Here is a 15673-nt window from a genome sequence, read left to right as displayed (position 1 = left end):
TCCTTGTACAGACGTGCGAGGTGATGCTGCGCATCCACGAAGCCGCGCTTGGCCAGCGGCAGCAGGTTCTTCTCGGCCTGATCCAGACGCCCGGCCTCCAGGGCCTGCACGCCCCGGCTGATGTCCGGCAGCACCGCGCCCTGAGCCGCCAGCGGCAGACACAGGGCAAGCGTGGCGATCCATCTACACATCGGATTCGGCCTCGCTCGCGACCGCCGACGGGATCGCATCCGTGGAGAAATCACCCAGGCGCGGCATGAAGCTCGGGGTCATCATCGACACCTCGGCCGGGCGGTTGATGAAGTCCACCGGCAGCGCGCGCTTCGGCTTGATGACCACCTCGAGCACGGAGCCGGACACATCGGCGTTGCCGTGGCCGATCCGGACGATCTCGCCCGGAATCGAACCATCGGTCCCGGCGACGGCCACGCGGACCTCACGACCCGGCTTCAGCTCGTTGAGACGCTTGTAACCAAAGCGGGCGATGATCAGCGGCTCACGTTCCATGTCGACGAGCTGGAAAACCTCCTGCCCCTTGCCGACGAACTGCCCGTTGCCGACCAGCATCCGCTGCACCCGGCAGTTGCAGGGGCTGGTGACCGTGCCCTTGATGGTGTCTTCCAGCAGGTCGTTCAGGCGCTGGGTGCTGAGGTTGGCCGCCATCGCCTCGCTGCGGACGATTTCCAGCATCGGCGTCTCGAACGTGCCCAGCGGCGCGCCCTTCTCGACCCGGCTGCCTTCCTCGACCAGGCTGCGGAAGGTGCCCTCCCGCGGCATGGTGACCGGGAAACTGGCGCCCTCGACGGTGGCCACCGACGAGCTGGTCACGAAGGCCAGCCCGTACAGCTCGGAGGCCACATAGCCGAGCGCGATGACGCCGATGGCGAAGCTGGCGGCGGTGCCGAGCCAGGCACGGAACTGGCTGCGCGGCTCGCCCCGCGCGCTTTTCGCCTTGCGCGGGTTGGTAAAGTTGTCGCGGTTCATGGTGTGCAGCACATCGCCGGCATCCACCACTTCGCCGCTGACATAGGCGGTGATCAACTGCCGCAGCGAGACGATCGCCGTGCGGTCGAGATCATCGAACTCGGCGCAGCAGTGACCATCCTCCTCGCGCAGCACGATCATCTTCACGGGAATGGTGATGCCGATGCCTTCCAGGCTCACGGACACCGATCCCTGCAGGCGTTCGCCGGACGCATAGTCATGCCCTTCCGGCTGAAAGGCGATACCGCCGACCGACAGGTCCCGGACCGTGTGCTTGCGAATGCTGCCGTCCTCCAGCCTGACGCGGAGCACCGCGGGCAGACGGACACGCACGTACTGACGCTGCGTCTCGGACTCGTGGACGACGTCGGGAGAAATTTTCGAGGTCATGGTCGTGTTCCTTGATGCTTGCCGTCAGACGACAAAGAAGACAAAGGCCAGGAAAATGCTGGCGGCCGACGTCGTCATGACGCGTGAGGACCAGCGGTTGAAGGCCACCTGAAAACGTCCAAGCTCACGAACGAGCTTGGTGTCCTGGCGAGTCCAGGACTGTTGGTCCAGCCGGTTGAAGACGTAGATCTTCACCAGCGAACCGACGATCTGTGAGTAGTAGAGAAGGATCGGGAACATGGGCCCGACACCGTGGCCGGTGAAGCGCAAGACGATGGTCACCGCCAGTCGCGTCAGCCCGATCCACAGCGCATAGCCGAGGAAGATCGCCCACCCGTAGTACATGGCGCCGACGATCGACACGGCGAGACCGAACAGGCTCGTCCACATCGAGATGCGCTGATCCCACAACACGTAGTAGGTGAACCAGCCCAGCCGGCGCGGTCCCAGCTTGGTCGCGCGCGAGTTCTGCCGCAGCGAGTTGCCGTACCAGCGAAACATCAGCTTGCGGCTGGCGCGCCAGAACGACTTGTCCGGCGGATGCTCCACGGTGTGGATGGCCGCATCCGGCGTGTAGTAGGTGTCGTAGCCCTGCCGGATCAGGCTGAACCAGCTCGACTTGTCGTCACCGGTCAGGAAGGTGAACCGGCCCAGGCGCCAGTGATCCAGCGCGTCGGCCTGCACATCCTCGATGAACTCGGGCGAGGTGATGATCGATGCGCGGAACACGGACATCCGCCCGGTCAGCGTCAGCACGCGCTTGGACAGCGCCATGGAGCACATGTACATGTGCCGCTGGGCGAAGCGCAGCCGATGCCATTCCCGCATCGTCTTGGAACCTTCGACGCTGCAGAACTCGTTGGTCGTCAGCGCGCCAACGTTGGGGAACAGCTTGAAGTACGGCGCGGTCTTGCGAACGATCCCCTCGTCGATGACGGTGTCACCGTCGATGACGGCCGCAACCGCATCGGGCGGTGGGGCGCAGCGGGAGATCGCCCGGAAACCGTTGGCCAGGCCGTCGCGCTTGCCGGTGCCGGGAATCCGGACGATCCGCAACTCGGTCAGACCCTTGGGGTCCACCCGACGATGCAGATCGCGAATCAGCGACTCGTCGCAGTATTCGACGATGGACGCCACCACCGTCGCCGGGATGCCGCAGTTCACCGCCTCGCGAAACGCGGCCATGTAGACCTGCGCGGTGGTCTTGGGCTCGATGCGGAAGCTCGTGACCAGCAGATACACGTGACTGGGCATCGCCGCCTCGCCCATGGCGAGAATCGTCCGGCGGGCCTTCGGGTAGGCCACATGCGTGAACCACATCGCCCGCAGAAAGTGGTAGATGCCCAGCGAATACCGCCACAACCCCACGGCGCCGAGAATCAGGATGAACTCGGAACTCGCCGGATCGAAGTGCGTCTGCGGGAGCATCCCCGCCAGCAGCATCAACGCCGCGATGTACGTGGACCACCCCAGGATGTCCTTGAAACTCATCGGAATTCCCCGGATTTGAACGCGGGCCGGCGACATCGCCGGCCCGCATCCATCCGCTGCTACCAGCAGATGCCCTGACGGGCGTGGTTGGAGGTGTGCGTCATCAGGCCGACCAGGTCGACGGCCTTCTTGTCCTGCGGCAGGCGCTCGAAGGCATCGACGATCAGGCGGTCACGGTTGCCCAGCACCATCAGGTTGGCGCCACCGATCACCTCGTCGATGTCGGACCGCAGCAGCGACGACACATGGGGAATCTTCTTGTTGATGTAGTCGCGATTCGCACCGTGGACACGGGCGTAGTCGACGTTGCGATCGTAGATCGTCAGGTCGAAACCCTTGCCGATCAGCGATTCGGCCAGCGTGACCATGGGCGACTCGCGCAGATCATCGGTATCGGCCTTGAAGCTCAGGCCCAGCATGCCGACACGACGCTCGCCGAAGGACTCGATGATCTCCATCGCGCGATCGACCTGCTGCTGGTTGCTGCGCATGATGCCGGCGATCATCGGGTGCTCGACATCCAGGCGTCCGGCGCGGTGGGTCAGCGCACGCACGTCCTTGGGCAGGCAGGAGCCGCCGAAGGCGAAACCGGGCTTCATGTAGTAATCGGAGATGTTCAGCTTGCGGTCCATGCAGACCACTTCCATCACATCGCGACCGTCAATGCCCATGCTCTTGGCGATGTTGCCGATCTCGTTGGCGAACGTGACCTTGGCCGCATGCCAGGTGTTGCAGGTGTACTTGACCATTTCCGCCACCTCGATGGGCTTGCGGATGATCGGCGCCGGCAGCGATTCGTAGAGCTTGTAGAGCTGATCCCCGGACCAGGCGTCCAGCTCACCGATCACGGTCATCGGTGGCTCGCGGTAGTCCTTGATCGCGGTGCTCTCGCGCAGGAATTCGGGGTTCACGCCAACACCGAAGTCCTCGCCGGCGCGCTTGCCGCTCGCCGATTCGATGGTGGGGATGACGATCTGGCGCGTCGTACCCGGCAGCACGGTGCTGCGGACGACGACCGTGTGCGGGCCGTTCTTGTGCTTGAGCGCCCGGCCGATGTTCTCGGCGACCGAACGCACGAAGCGCATGTCCAGATCACCATTGCGCTGGCTTGGCGTCCCGACGCAGATCATCGACAAGTCGGTATCGCGGACCGCGGCCTCGGCGTCGGTGGTCGCACGCAGGCGACCCGATTCGACCTGCGCCCTGATCAGATCGGCCAGGCCCGGCTCGACGATCGGCGACTGGCCGCTGTTGATCTGATCGACCTTGGCATCGGACACATCCACACCGATGACCTCGTGACCGTCTTCCGCAAAACAAGCGGAGCAGACGGCCCCGACATAACCCATTCCGAAAATACTGATACGCACGGCACTCTCCTAAAGAAGGCAAACATCCAGGTCCCTCCCCTTCAATCGAGAGTCGATTGCCACGTTCCCGCTCGCCAGCCGACTGGCTGACTTGAGGGTACGGTGGCAACCGCAGTGCCAATTTCGTTTTGGCCTTGATTTTCAATCGCTTGCGGACGCCGGCCTCGCGCCTTTGCTGCAATGCACGCGGAAATCGCGGAAAACTGTCGCTGGTGGGCTACACCGCCCACCGACTGAGCTCGGCGAGGCGTTGTTTATCAGTCGTTTCCGACTGTCTCTCCAGCGCGACAGTTGTTCATTGCCAAGTGAACATATGTTGTCCAAAGCAAGCGGCGCGCTTACGAAAAAGCCCGGGTCACCCCGGGCTTTTTCTGCGCGAATAGATCAGTGCTTCCCTAGCTGCCCGGTTCCTCGCATTCCTTGACGTAGTCCACGCCGATGAACTCCATCAGCTCGCAGTACGTCGTGGGCAGGTCACCAAGACCGGGCAATGCGATGGCATTGGCGGTCATGGGCGCGAACAGGCAGGTGGCGAACAGCGCCGCCAGGCTGAGCTTCTTCATACGGTCCCTCGTGACGGGCGGCGCATGGCCGCCCCGTTAGCCAAGTCCCGGCGCCGGGCCGGGGTCCGGCACCTCGCCGGACACCGCTGTGGGAAGCAATTCCAGTGCCCAGTCCGGCGATGTCAGTCGGTCAGGACCGCATCGATACGCTCCCAGGGCACGAGCTTGAAGTTCTGCGGCGCATCCGGCATCAGATTGCGGCCGTCCTGCACCACCAGCAACCCGGCCGGAAAATGCGGCGGCAACGGCGTCGAGACCACTTCAAGACCATCCGTCTCCGAGGCGCCATCAATGCCCGCCTGGGCGTTCAGGCCAATCCGGAAGCGTCCCCGCAGGCGATACGGTGGTTGCGCGTCGTAGACCACGTAGCTGTCGTTGCCCTGGCTGGACACGACCAGCAGCGTCGCGTCCTCCGCATGGTGCAACGCAAGTCCCTCGATGTCGGCCACGAGCTCCCCGCCCACCGTCTTGATCCGCGTTGGGGCGGGATCGTCCTGCGGATCGGCACCCACGATCCAGATGCCGCCGTCCTCCTCACCCATGTACAGCACGCCGCGCGCGTCGTCGGCCACGCAGCCTTCCGGCTGGGACGGCAGCACGATGCTGCGCAGATGGGTGGCGGTGACGGACTCGCCGACGAGCGCCAGGCGGTACTGCTGCACGCGCCCGTCCTTGTCGTTGGCGAACACGTGGGTGTCACCCGACGGGGCCTGGTACATGCACAGGCCGTAGATGTCCGGCATGTCGGTGACCTGATTCCCGAGATACCGCAGACGCCGCCGCTCGCCATCGATCGCGAAGAACGCCAGCGAGTGATCATCCCGCTTGGTCGCCACCGCCAGATCCAGCCCGGCCGCCCCGACCCGATAGCGCAGATCCACGTTGTTGACCGGACCGACCGCCAGGTTCTGCAAACGCTCGCCGGTCAGCGAATACACCTCCAACCCCGCCTGCTTGTTCGTCCCCAGCACCAGACTCAGGGACGGATCCTCGGGATGAATCCACACCGCGGGGTCATCCGCGGCGTCCCCGACCTCGGCCACCGGCGCGGTCTCCACCGAGGGCATGACCACCGGGATACGGGCGAACGACTGCGTGGGAGGCGTCCACGCGACCTGTCCGACGGCATAGCCATCCCGCGCGTCGTCGTACACCCCGAATCGCAGCAGACCAGCCGCGGTATCGGACAGCGCGGACACGCGCTCCGGCACCACATCGTCCGGAAGCCGGATCACCGAGTCGCGCAGGTAACCGCCTTCGCCATGACGATAGACGCGCAGCTCATGCGCCTCGGCATCGGCGATCACCACCCCGCCGGGGATGGCGGCGATGCCGGTGATACTCCGCGCCAACGAGCCAAACGGCTGCAACAAATCCACCGGAGTGCGCTGGATCGGTGATTCCGGGTCGGCGTCGTAGGCCCAGGCGCCGACATCGGGTTCGATCACATAGAGCAACCCCCGCTCATCGTCGACGCTGCAGTCCTCCGCGCCCGGCGGGATCGCCAGGCGCCGGATCATCGTCGGCTCCGATCGCCAACCCTGCGCCGTGCCCAGCAACCACTGTCGGGCTTCGCCGGCACCGTGCAGCGTGAACAGCTGGAGCTGGTCCTGATGGTCGACATGCAGGCAAAGACCTTCCAGCTCCGCGCCCTGCGTCGGCACGCGCAGGCGGGGTTCCAGCCCGGTGCCCGCTCCGTTGCCGCGGAAGATCACCACATCGCCGCTTTGATCATCGGCGCTGGCGAACACGGGCTGCTCGGTGCCCGGCGCGCCCCAGCGTCGCGCCTGGGCCGACTCGAAGGCGCCTTCGGCCCGGCTCAGCGCAGCACCGTCCTCGGAGAGCAGCAGCAAGCCGTAGCGCTCGCTGGCCAGCAGATGCGTCGCGCCGTAACCGGGCCCGAGCACCTGCATGGCGCTGCCGCTCAGTGGACCCGAGGAGCGATCCAGTGCCGGCTCGACCGCGGACAGTGCCGCCGCCGGCGTGTCAACGACGGTCGGCCCGACCGCGCAGCCACCCAGGGCGAACCCGGCCAGCAACCACGGCGCCGTCCTTGCGGGCGCGTTCCATACAGTCCGTCTCACGACGTCGTTCCTTTGTCGATTCATCAGAAGTTGGTGAAGATCAGGCCGAGCTTATAGGTCGGACCGTATTCCTCGTGCTGCGCGTTGAAGCGGTTGCGGTTGGTGTAGGCGTAGAGCGGCTCGTCATTGAGATTCAGCGCCTGGAACTCCAGCTGCAGATCCGGGGTGATGAAGAAGCGACCGGTCAGGTCGATCTGCGTGTGATCGTCCTGGTAGATGTCCAGCGAATCATCGGTGATGTCCGTCACCTCCAGCAGGTACGACGACTTGTAGTTGGCCGCCAGGCGCACCCGGAACCGGGGCTGCTCGTAGCCGATGGCCAGATTCGCCGACGTGTCCGACTGGCTGGGCAGCGGGATGTCACGCCGCAGCAGCTCGCCGTCGTCGCTGCCGGCGATCTCCGCCTCGGAGTCGCTGAGCGTCAGGTTGGCGTTGAGCAGGAAGCCCCCGCCGAACTGCTGGATATAGGCCAGTTCCACCCCGTAGACCGTCGCTTCCTCGCCGTTCTGGGCGATGATGGCCTCGTCGAATGTGGCGCCGCCGAAACTGGTGAACCCGGGGGTTCCGGCGAGGTTGGTCGTGTAGATGAAATCATCCAGCGACTTGTAGAACGCATAGGCGGACAGGGCGCTGGCGCGACCGATGTACCACTCGACGCCCAGATCGAAGTTCGCCGCGGTCGTGGCCTCCAGATCCGGGTTGCCGAATTCCGCCTCGATTTCGCCGTCATCCTCCTCGAGAATCGCCCCTGGTCGGGCCTGTTCGAACGACGGGCGCACCAGTGAATTGGACCAGGCCGCGCGAAACTGCAGTCGTTCACTCGCGCGATAGCGGGCGTGCAGCGACGGCAGCCAGTGGTCGTAATCGTTGTCCACCGCCACCGGCACCAGACCGTCGGCGCCGAGACCATCCTCCAGCCGCGTGCCCCGGCCCGAGAAGTCGGTGCCCTCGTAGCGCACGCCACCCAGCACGTGCCAGCTGTCGATATCCAGAGACAGCATCGTGTAGGCCGCCTGGATGTCCTCATCGATGCTGTAGTCGTTCACCTGTGACTCGTTCTCGTCCAGATAGTCCGCCAGCACGATGCGACCGTCGCGAACCAGGTCATCCAGCGCGCTGCTGCTGATGCCAGGACCAAAGCGGCCCAGTTCGTAGTCGACCTCGCCGGTCGCGAAACCGGCCAGACTCAACTCCGCGTCGCTGAAGCCGGCATCGTCGAAGTCCTCCAGCACCCAGACGGTCTCCGCCGCGGTCTTCTCGCGCTGGCTGACTTTCAGACCGGAGGTCCAGGTCGCGGGAAAGCTCGCAAGAAAGAACTCGCGACTGAGATCGATCCGGACGCTGCGATCCTCGTCCTCGGTGTAGGTCTCGGCCAGCTCGATCTCGTCCAGCGCGTATTCGCCGGGGTCGTGAATGTCGTTGGCCGAACGCGGCTGGGGCAGACGCGTGTCGTCGAAGCCCACCGCTTCGAACTCACCCTCGAACACCGCACCGTCGATGTTGAACGGCGTGTCCTCGGAGGCCTTACTGAGCGCGGCCTGATAGCTCAGGGCCCAGTCATTCCATTCGTTCTCCCCACCCAGGACGAAGGACTGCACCTCAAGGGTTTCCGTCCGCTTCTTGAACTCGCGCTCGATCTCGGCGAACGGCGCGGTCTCCCCCGCCATGATCTCGGTGCCATCCAGTTCGGTGCCGCCTTCCCCGTCATCGACCTCCTCGGCGAACGCAATCACGTTGGCCAGGCGGGTCTCGGTGTCCTCGAAACCCGTGTTCAGATAGCGGGCGTAGTAGCTGTGCCCGTTCGGCGTCCGGTAGTCCAGGTTCAGCGTGAACCCGGTGCGCTCGCGGGTCAGCGTGTAGTCACGCTGCTCGAACTCGCCGAGGCTGCCGACGCCGTCATCGAAGTCCCAGTTGTCCTGCGCCTCGGCATTGTCCGAGCCGAAGTCGCGGTCCTCGTAACTCAGACCGCCGGCGATCCCCAGTTCATGCCCGCCGCCCAGATGGAAGATGTCGCTGCCCGACAGCGCCAGCTTCGGGCTGGTTTCGTCGGTGTGCCGGTCCAGACTGCCCACGGCGAGAATCCGGTGATAACGCCCCGGACGATCGAAGGCGGACAACGGCTTGATGTCGATGGAACCACCGAGCGAGTCGGCATCCTGGTTCGGCGTCAGTGTCTTGGAGACTTCCAGCGACTCGAGCAGCTCGGTCGGCACGACGTCCAGCGCCACCGCGCGGGTGCCGGACTCCGGCGAAGGCAGCTTGGCGCCGTTGACCGTGACGGAGTTCAGCTCCGGGCCCAGCCCGCGAATGCGAACGAACCGCCCTTCACCCTGGTCGCGCTCGATCGACACGCCCGGCAGTCGTTGCAGGGCCTCCGACGCGTTCGTGTCCGGAAAGTCGCCGATGGCATCGGCATTCACGATGGAGCGAATGTTCTCCGCCGCCCGCTGCCGGGCCAGCGCCTCGTTGATGGCGGCGGCTTCGCCGACCACCGTCATCGGCTCCAGCTCGGCAACGTCGCGGGTCAGCGCGATGTCCGTGGTCGCGGTCCGGTCGTCCACGATCGTGACGGTCTGCGAGGCGGGTTCCAGACCCAGGTAGCGCACCTGTAGCGCGTAGTCGCCGGCCGGCAACCCGGACAGCGAGAACCGACCGCTCCGGTCGGTGGTCACCTCGCGCCCCAGGGCTTCGATCCGGACGGACGCTCCCTGGACGGCGATCGCGCGCTCGTCACGTGCATCCATCTGCGTGACCACGCCGGTGAGCCGCCCGTCGGCCCAGGCCGAGGTACAGAGCCCGGACAGCATCAGCAGCGCGACCATGCGCCCCGCGTGCAACCGCCCGGGCACGAAGGCCCGCCCCTGATCCAGCGTCTTAGTCATGTGCGTACCCGTCTTTGGAATGACCGCGGCTCAGCCCGCGGCCCGGTACGCTCGGGAAGCAATGTTGCGGTTTCGTAACAGCCCGCCGCCGGGCGTGCGAAACCATGCCCGGCGGCGCCATCGGCCGGCGCAGGTTGAGCCGATTTGACCCTTGCCACAGGGCCACAACGCACGCGATAACCTGCGCGCAACTCGATAAATCAAGCAGTTGCGGACGAACTCCCCGCCGTCATGGTCCGGTCATCGGATTCCGGCAGGCTGGTCATGAGCCCGATTGACCGGATGGATGGTTCGCCTGCTCCCGTCTCCGTCATTCCGCGGCCAGGAGGTGCCTGTCCACCCATGAAACAACTGCAACTTCTGCGTCTGCACATCCGCAAGCTGCTGCTGGGAATCGCGGTGCTGGTCGCGCTGTGCGCTTTCAACATCGCGGTCGGCGAGCTCAAGCCGCGGGCGGACTGGAACGCCGTCGACCTGCTGGGAGAGGGAGGGACCACCCTGATCATCGCGATCTGGGCGCTGCTAATCCTCGCCAGCAGACCCGCCGGGCGCGTCACCACCCTGCTCTACGCCGGTCTGCTGACCATGTTCGCCGGCTGCTTTCAGGACTTCACGGACGAGCTGGTGCGCATGCCCGCCACGGTCGCCGTCTGGCACGACTGGCTGGAGTCGATGCTGATGCTCGCCGGCATGGTCACGCTGACCGTCGGCATCTTTCTGCTCCATCGCGAACAGCTGGTCATCATCAACCAGCTGAGCCGGCGTGAGCGCATTTTTCGTGAGCATGACCGGGTCGACCGGATCACCCAGCTCGGCGACGCGGGCTACCTGCGCAAGCAATTGCAGATCGAGCTCGCGCAGTGCAACGCCACCGGGCGCGGCTTCGCCGTGCTGCTGGTCGACATCGACCGATTCTCCGGTTTCAACCGCGAGCATGGCCACGGCGAGGGCAACCGGATGCTCAGGGAGATCGGCGAACTGATGCTGATGAACCTGCGGCCGGCCGACCTGCTCTGCCGCTACGCCGGCGACCGCTTCGCGGTGCTGATGCCCGGCGCCAACGAGCACATCGCGGGCGAGATCGCATCGCAGCTGACCACCATCGTCGAGCACTTTTCGTTCAAGACCACGGTCGATGGCTCGACGGTACGCAACACGGTCAGCATCGGCGCCGCGGTATCCCAGGGCGAGACCAGCGACGACTTGCTGGCGCGGGCCACCGATGCGCTGGAACAGGTCAAGCGATCCCGCCCGGGACGCTGGCAACTCGCCGCCTGAACCACGCCGCAGTCTGCACCATGGGGCGAAGCTGGTTCGAACGCGATGACCCGCTGATCGACGCAACCCATGCGCCGGCGATTCTGCTCGACCTCGCGCGGGATCAAGGGCTCGCCGCGCAGCGCCTGCTTGGCGGCACACGGCTCGAACCCGATGCCTTCGAGTCGGCGGGAACCAGGTTGAGCGCCGCGCAATGGCTGCAGCTGGTGGAGCAGGCGGATCAGGCCCTGCCCGGCCACGATCTCGCCTTTCTGTTTGGCCATCGCCTGTTTCCCGGCAATCAGAGCGAGGTCGCCACCGCCTGGGTCAACGCCGGCAGTCTGCGTCAGGCACTGGCAGTGCTCCAGCAGGCGGAAATCCTCGCCAGTCCGATGCTGGCCCCCCGGTTGCGGACCACGGACGCCGGCGTCGAAGTGCAATGGGAGGATCGCATCGGCTGTGGTCACGCTCGCAGGTTCATGCTGGAAGCCTGGTGCACGGCGCTGACGTCACTGGTCAACTGGCTGAGCGACCGACGTCTGGACTGGAGCTACCGGTTCCGCCACCGCCGGCCGGCCTATGTCGAACAGTACGAGGTGCACCTGGGGTCCCGGCTGGAGTTCGATGCCGGCTGCGACGCGATGACCATTGGCCAGGACATGCTGGATCAGGCGTGGCCCCGGCACAACGAATCCGGCCACCGGCAGGCCATGCAGATGCTGGCGGCACGGTTGCGAGCGCAGCCGCACCGGGATGGCTTTCTGGAAATGCTCGCGGCGGAACTGAAACGACAGATTCGCAGGCCACCGACGCTGGAGCAGATGGCCGCCCATCTGCACATGAGTCCGGCGACCCTCAAGCGCAAGCTGCGATTACATCAGAGCAGCTACCAGCGACTGGTCGATGCGGTACGCCGGGATGCCTGTGAACGCCTGATCCGTGACCGCGGTTTCAGCAACGAGCAGGCGGCCACGTACCTGAACTTCACCGATCTCACCAACTTTCGTCGCAGCTTCAAGCGCTGGACCGGGATGACGCCATCGGAATTCCGGCGCGGGTTCACGGCCGACACGCCGGGCGGCTGACTCAACCGCCGGACGGGCGCTCCATCGATGCCGCATCCGGATTCCCGTCCAGCATGGACGGCGTAACCGACAGCCCGCTGGTGCTCTCGATCCAGCTGGTGTCGAGTTCGAGATATTCCTCGTTCTTGCGGGCCAGCGTCCGCAGCCTCGTGGGGTCGAGAATCCGCGCGTTGCCCCGCCTGATGTCGACCACGCTCATCTCGCGCAGACGACGAATCACCCGCGAGATGTGGACCGATGTCAGCCCCAGCGCATCGGCCAGTTGCTGCTGGGTCAGCGGCATCTGGATGTCGCGTTCGCCCATCGAGCAGGAATCCTTGAGGCGATCCTGGATCTCCAGGAGGAAATGGCAGACACGCGCCAGCGCGTCACGACGACCCAGATCGAAGATGCGCTCCGACAGAATCGCCTCGCGCCGCATCGCGATCAGCACGAACACGCCGGACAGGCGCGGCGCATCCCGGAACATCGCGTTCAGGCGCCGGCGCGGAAACGGACAGACGGTGACCGATGTGACCGCGCGCAGCGTGGACAGCCGCCGGGCGAATGCCACCTCCCGCGTGCCGATGATGTCGCCGGGCAGATGAACATCAATGATCTGGCACTGCCCGGTGTCAGCCGCGATTTCGCTGATGCACCAGCCGCTGGAAACGACGAACAACTGGTCGCAGTGACTGGCCTGGGCCGCGATCACCTCGCCTGCGGCGAAGTCGGTGGGGTGCTCCTCCAGCGAACGGAGAAACGAGCTTTCCGCCTGCGAGAGGCCAACAATTCGATCGTAAGACTGAACGAGACAACTATCCGTCATGCCGATCCCGGTGTTTGAATCCAGAGTTCACGGCAAAACGCGTTGGCCATAACCCGGCACCGGGTTCGGCACGTTGCGCGTTCAAATTCGGCTGAGCGGCAGTAGGCCGGCTGTCTGGAGACCGTCTGGCGGTCCCGCCGAATGGCGCCGTGCCCTAGAACGGACCGCAAAAACCCCGGGCTAGTTCCGGATGACGTCCGGGGGAGCGGTCGCGGCCACCACCTCGGGCCGAGGCTGCGACGCCTGGGTAGCGACCGGTCTGACGTCGACGGAATTGCCCGTCCCCAGGAAGATATCCCGCCCCCCGCGGGCCACGAATAGCGATGCATCAACGTACCTCTGTACCTGCTCGATCGTGAGCGCGGGCATGGAGCACGCTTCAACGACCGTCCCCCCGATACTGACCGTCACCCGCCGGCTCGGCACATCCTGACGCGGAATGTTCAGCAGTTCCACCGCCGCTCGGATGCGTTCGCCCACCGCCACGATTCGCTCGGGGCCGCAGCCCGGCATCAACACGGCAAATTCGTCGTTGACGTATCTCGCGATCGTCGCGCGCTCGTCGGAGACGGCGTTGTCGATTGCTCGCGCCACATCCTGAAGACAGCGGTCGCCATCGGTCTCACCGTAGGCATCGTTGTATGCCTCGAAGAAATCCACATCGACACGCAGCAGCGCGAAGGGCCGATCGGCCGGATCCTCCGATCCCCAGAGTTCAGTCAGCGCCTCGTTGAACGCACGGCGGTTGGCCAGTTCGGTCAACGTATCGGTGTAAAGCTTGGATCGCAGCTCGCTGCGCTGGGAGTCGCCCACGTGAATGCGGCGTTCCAGTTCACGCTGCGCGAGCACCTGCTCGGTGACGTCATTCTGGATTCCCAGAAAATGCGTGAGTTGGCCGTTCGTGCTTCGAACCGGCGAGATGCTCAATTCGTTCCAGAAACGGGTGCCGTTCTTGCGGAGATTCTCCACCGTCACGCGGCAATGCGCGCCATCGGTAAGGGCATCCCTGAGCCGGTCGAGTTCGACCTGACCTTCCAGGCCTTCATTGAGAAACCGACAATCACGGCCGATCGATTCGGCCGCGCTGTATCCGGTCATGACTTCGAATGCGGGGTTGACGAAGACGATCGGGCGATCGCCGGTCTCACCGATTTCGGTGATCACGACGCTGTCAGCCGAGTCCTGCAACGCACGCATCAGGACATTGACATCGAGCATCATGCCTCCGAGGGTTGGCGTCCCTGCAATGTGGACGACCATGTCAGGGCTGACTAGAACATAAGTTAACGGTTTCGACAGATTCAAAAAATTCTGACCGATTTGAAAGCATCAAATCCCGGGCTAGCCACCAGAAGCGTCCAGAGTCTGCTCCAGTAAAGGCCGATAACCCCTTCCAAACAATCGGAAATGCACCAGCGCGGGCCAAAGCTGGTAAATCGGCAACCGCCCATCGGAACCTGGATCAAAATTCCCATGAGTATCGAGAAATGCCGCGGAAGGCTGGCCGAACAACCGCAGCATCGCCAGATCCACCGCAGCGTCGCCGTAGTAACAGGCCGGATCGATCAGCCCGCTGACCCGGCGGCCATGAACCAGCACGTTGCCGGTCCACAAGTCGCCGTGCAACAGGCTGGGTGCCGGGCGCCGCGGTAGCCGGTTCGGCAGATCCCGCGCGATCCGTGCGACGCGTCGCGCCAGATCGACCGGCAGACTGGATTCGAACACCAGCAGCCGCTGCTCGGCCCAGAATGCCGGCCAGTCCTCGCTCCAGGTATTGATGATCGGAACCGGACCAAAGGCGAAATCGACCGGCCAGCCGTAGCGTGCTCCGGTGACCGCGTGCAGGCGTCGGGTCACAGCGCCGAGATCGGACCAGGCGTCGGACAAACGTCCGTCCGCCGGCAAACGCTCCATGACCAGACAACCCGGCGCCGCGGCAAGCACCGTCGGTGCCGGCACGCTAGCGGCGGCAATCGCCCGGAGCATGTCCGCTTCGTCCTCGGCACGGTCGCGCCCTTTTGCCACCACGGTGGAGCCATCCGCGAGCAGCACGCGAACCACGGCCGAAAGGTCGCCGCCGGTCAGTGGCATGGCCGAGCGTACGCCGACACCCAGCAGCGCGGCGACCCGGTCGACCAGTGACGTCACCGACCGGAACGCATCAGACTCTCCAGCAACCCTCGGGCACCGTCGCTGACATCCCGCCATGTCGTGTCGAAACCGCTGGCGTCACCGTAGTAGGGATCGGCGACGGCGTCGCCCATGCGCCCCGGCACATGATCCAGCAGCAGGCTCAGCCGGGCAGGGGCATCGCCGGGCCGGATCTCGCGGAGATCACGAAGGTTCGCTTCGTCCAGCGCGACAACATGAGTGAAGCGGTGAAAGTCCGCCTCCTCGACCTGACGCGCCCTGTAGCCGGTGATGTCGATCCCGTGCCGCGCCGCCACGGCCTGGGCTCGGCGATCCGGAGGCGCGCCGACATGCCAGTGACCGGTGCCCGCGGAGTCCACGATCGCATCGATTCCGGCGCGACCGATCTCGGCACGAAATGCCGCCTCGGCCAGCGGCGACCGACAGATGTTTCCCAGACAGACGAACAGCACGGCGGGTTGGTTCACGAGTCGGGCAGGCGAGGAAACCAGCGGCCATCAGGGCAGGAATTGCCCCGGGAATCAAGGGAAGCACTGATTTATTCCCGCCACCAAGACGGAGCCGGTTTTCCCGCAAGCCCAGGCGGAGTGAGTGCCGCTTGGTTATTC

General features: G+C 65.1%; 12 protein-coding genes and 1 pseudogene. 2 read left to right on the top strand and 11 right to left on the bottom strand.

Features of this window, described 5'->3' with window-relative positions; translation table 11 throughout:
- The 7 genes and pseudogenes from ABNS06_RS16425 to ABNS06_RS16395 all read right to left on the bottom strand — a co-directional run.
- Nucleotides 1-191: pseudogene (locus tag ABNS06_RS16425) on the bottom strand (hypothetical protein); the annotation flags it as partial.
- On the bottom strand, nucleotides 184-1374 hold the full coding sequence (locus tag ABNS06_RS16420; protein ID WP_348675688.1) for a PilZ domain-containing protein: 1191 nt from the start codon (nucleotides 1372-1374) through the stop codon (nucleotides 184-186). The pseudogene ABNS06_RS16425 and the gene ABNS06_RS16420, both read right to left, overlap by 8 nt.
- Nucleotides 1375-1398: 24 nt before the next feature.
- Nucleotides 1399-2865 carry a glycosyltransferase family 2 protein gene (locus ABNS06_RS16415; RefSeq protein WP_348675687.1) on the bottom strand — a complete coding sequence of 489 codons (1467 nt, stop codon included), beginning with the start codon at nucleotides 2863-2865 and terminating at the stop codon, nucleotides 1399-1401.
- 59 nt (nucleotides 2866-2924) lie between these two features.
- Nucleotides 2925-4235 (bottom strand): UDP-glucose/GDP-mannose dehydrogenase family protein, encoded by a 1311-nt coding sequence (locus ABNS06_RS16410; RefSeq protein WP_348675686.1) that lies wholly within the window; start codon nucleotides 4233-4235, stop codon nucleotides 2925-2927.
- Between the two features lie 395 nt (nucleotides 4236-4630).
- A complete protein-coding gene (locus tag ABNS06_RS16405; RefSeq protein ID WP_348675685.1) occupies nucleotides 4631-4798 on the bottom strand; it encodes a hypothetical protein in 168 nt (55 codons plus the stop codon).
- Nucleotides 4799-4920: 122 nt separating this feature from the next.
- Complete coding sequence (locus ABNS06_RS16400; protein ID WP_348675684.1) at nucleotides 4921-6882, bottom strand: phytase; 1962 nt, start codon at nucleotides 6880-6882, stop codon at nucleotides 4921-4923.
- Between the two features lie 23 nt (nucleotides 6883-6905).
- Nucleotides 6906-9764, bottom strand: a complete 2859-nt coding sequence (locus tag ABNS06_RS16395) for a TonB-dependent receptor (RefSeq protein WP_348675683.1) — start codon at nucleotides 9762-9764, stop codon at nucleotides 6906-6908.
- A 342-nt stretch (nucleotides 9765-10106) separates the two neighbouring features.
- Here ABNS06_RS16395 and ABNS06_RS16390 point away from each other — a divergent pair, with 342 nt between their 5' ends.
- Together ABNS06_RS16390 and ABNS06_RS16385 are read left to right on the top strand one after the other, a co-directional pair.
- Nucleotides 10107-11042, top strand: a complete 936-nt coding sequence (locus ABNS06_RS16390) for a GGDEF domain-containing protein (protein ID WP_348675682.1) — start codon at nucleotides 10107-10109, stop codon at nucleotides 11040-11042.
- 20 nt (nucleotides 11043-11062) lie between these two features.
- Nucleotides 11063-12106: an AraC family transcriptional regulator ligand-binding domain-containing protein gene (locus ABNS06_RS16385; protein WP_348675681.1), complete on the top strand. Its 1044-nt coding sequence runs from the start codon at nucleotides 11063-11065 to the stop codon at nucleotides 12104-12106.
- 1 nt (nucleotide 12107) lies between these two features.
- Here ABNS06_RS16385 and ABNS06_RS16380 read toward each other — a convergent pair whose 3' ends face one another.
- The 4 genes from ABNS06_RS16380 to ABNS06_RS16365 all read right to left on the bottom strand — a co-directional run bounded on the left by ABNS06_RS16380 (nucleotide 12108) and on the right by ABNS06_RS16365 (nucleotide 15532).
- Complete coding sequence (locus ABNS06_RS16380; RefSeq protein ID WP_348675680.1) at nucleotides 12108-12914, bottom strand: Crp/Fnr family transcriptional regulator; 807 nt, start codon at nucleotides 12912-12914, stop codon at nucleotides 12108-12110.
- A gap of 180 nt (nucleotides 12915-13094) precedes the next feature.
- Nucleotides 13095-14135 (bottom strand): diguanylate cyclase, encoded by a 1041-nt coding sequence (locus tag ABNS06_RS16375; RefSeq protein ID WP_348675679.1) that lies wholly within the window; start codon nucleotides 14133-14135, stop codon nucleotides 13095-13097.
- 120 nt (nucleotides 14136-14255) lie between these two features.
- On the bottom strand, nucleotides 14256-15062 hold the full coding sequence (locus ABNS06_RS16370) for a fructosamine kinase family protein (RefSeq protein ID WP_348675678.1): 807 nt from the start codon (nucleotides 15060-15062) through the stop codon (nucleotides 14256-14258).
- Nucleotides 15059-15532, bottom strand: a complete 474-nt coding sequence (locus ABNS06_RS16365; RefSeq protein WP_348675677.1) for a low molecular weight protein-tyrosine-phosphatase — start codon at nucleotides 15530-15532, stop codon at nucleotides 15059-15061. The genes ABNS06_RS16370 and ABNS06_RS16365 overlap by 4 nt, the downstream gene beginning before the upstream one ends.
- Nucleotides 15533-15673 lie beyond the last annotated feature (141 nt).

The sequence above is a fragment of the uncultured Abyssibacter sp. genome (genome assembly GCF_964000955.1).
Lineage (GTDB): Bacteria > Pseudomonadota > Gammaproteobacteria > Nevskiales > OUC007 > Abyssibacter.
The sequence above is the reverse complement of the archived record's forward strand: the minus strand, read 5'-3'. Positions and strand labels throughout refer to the sequence as shown.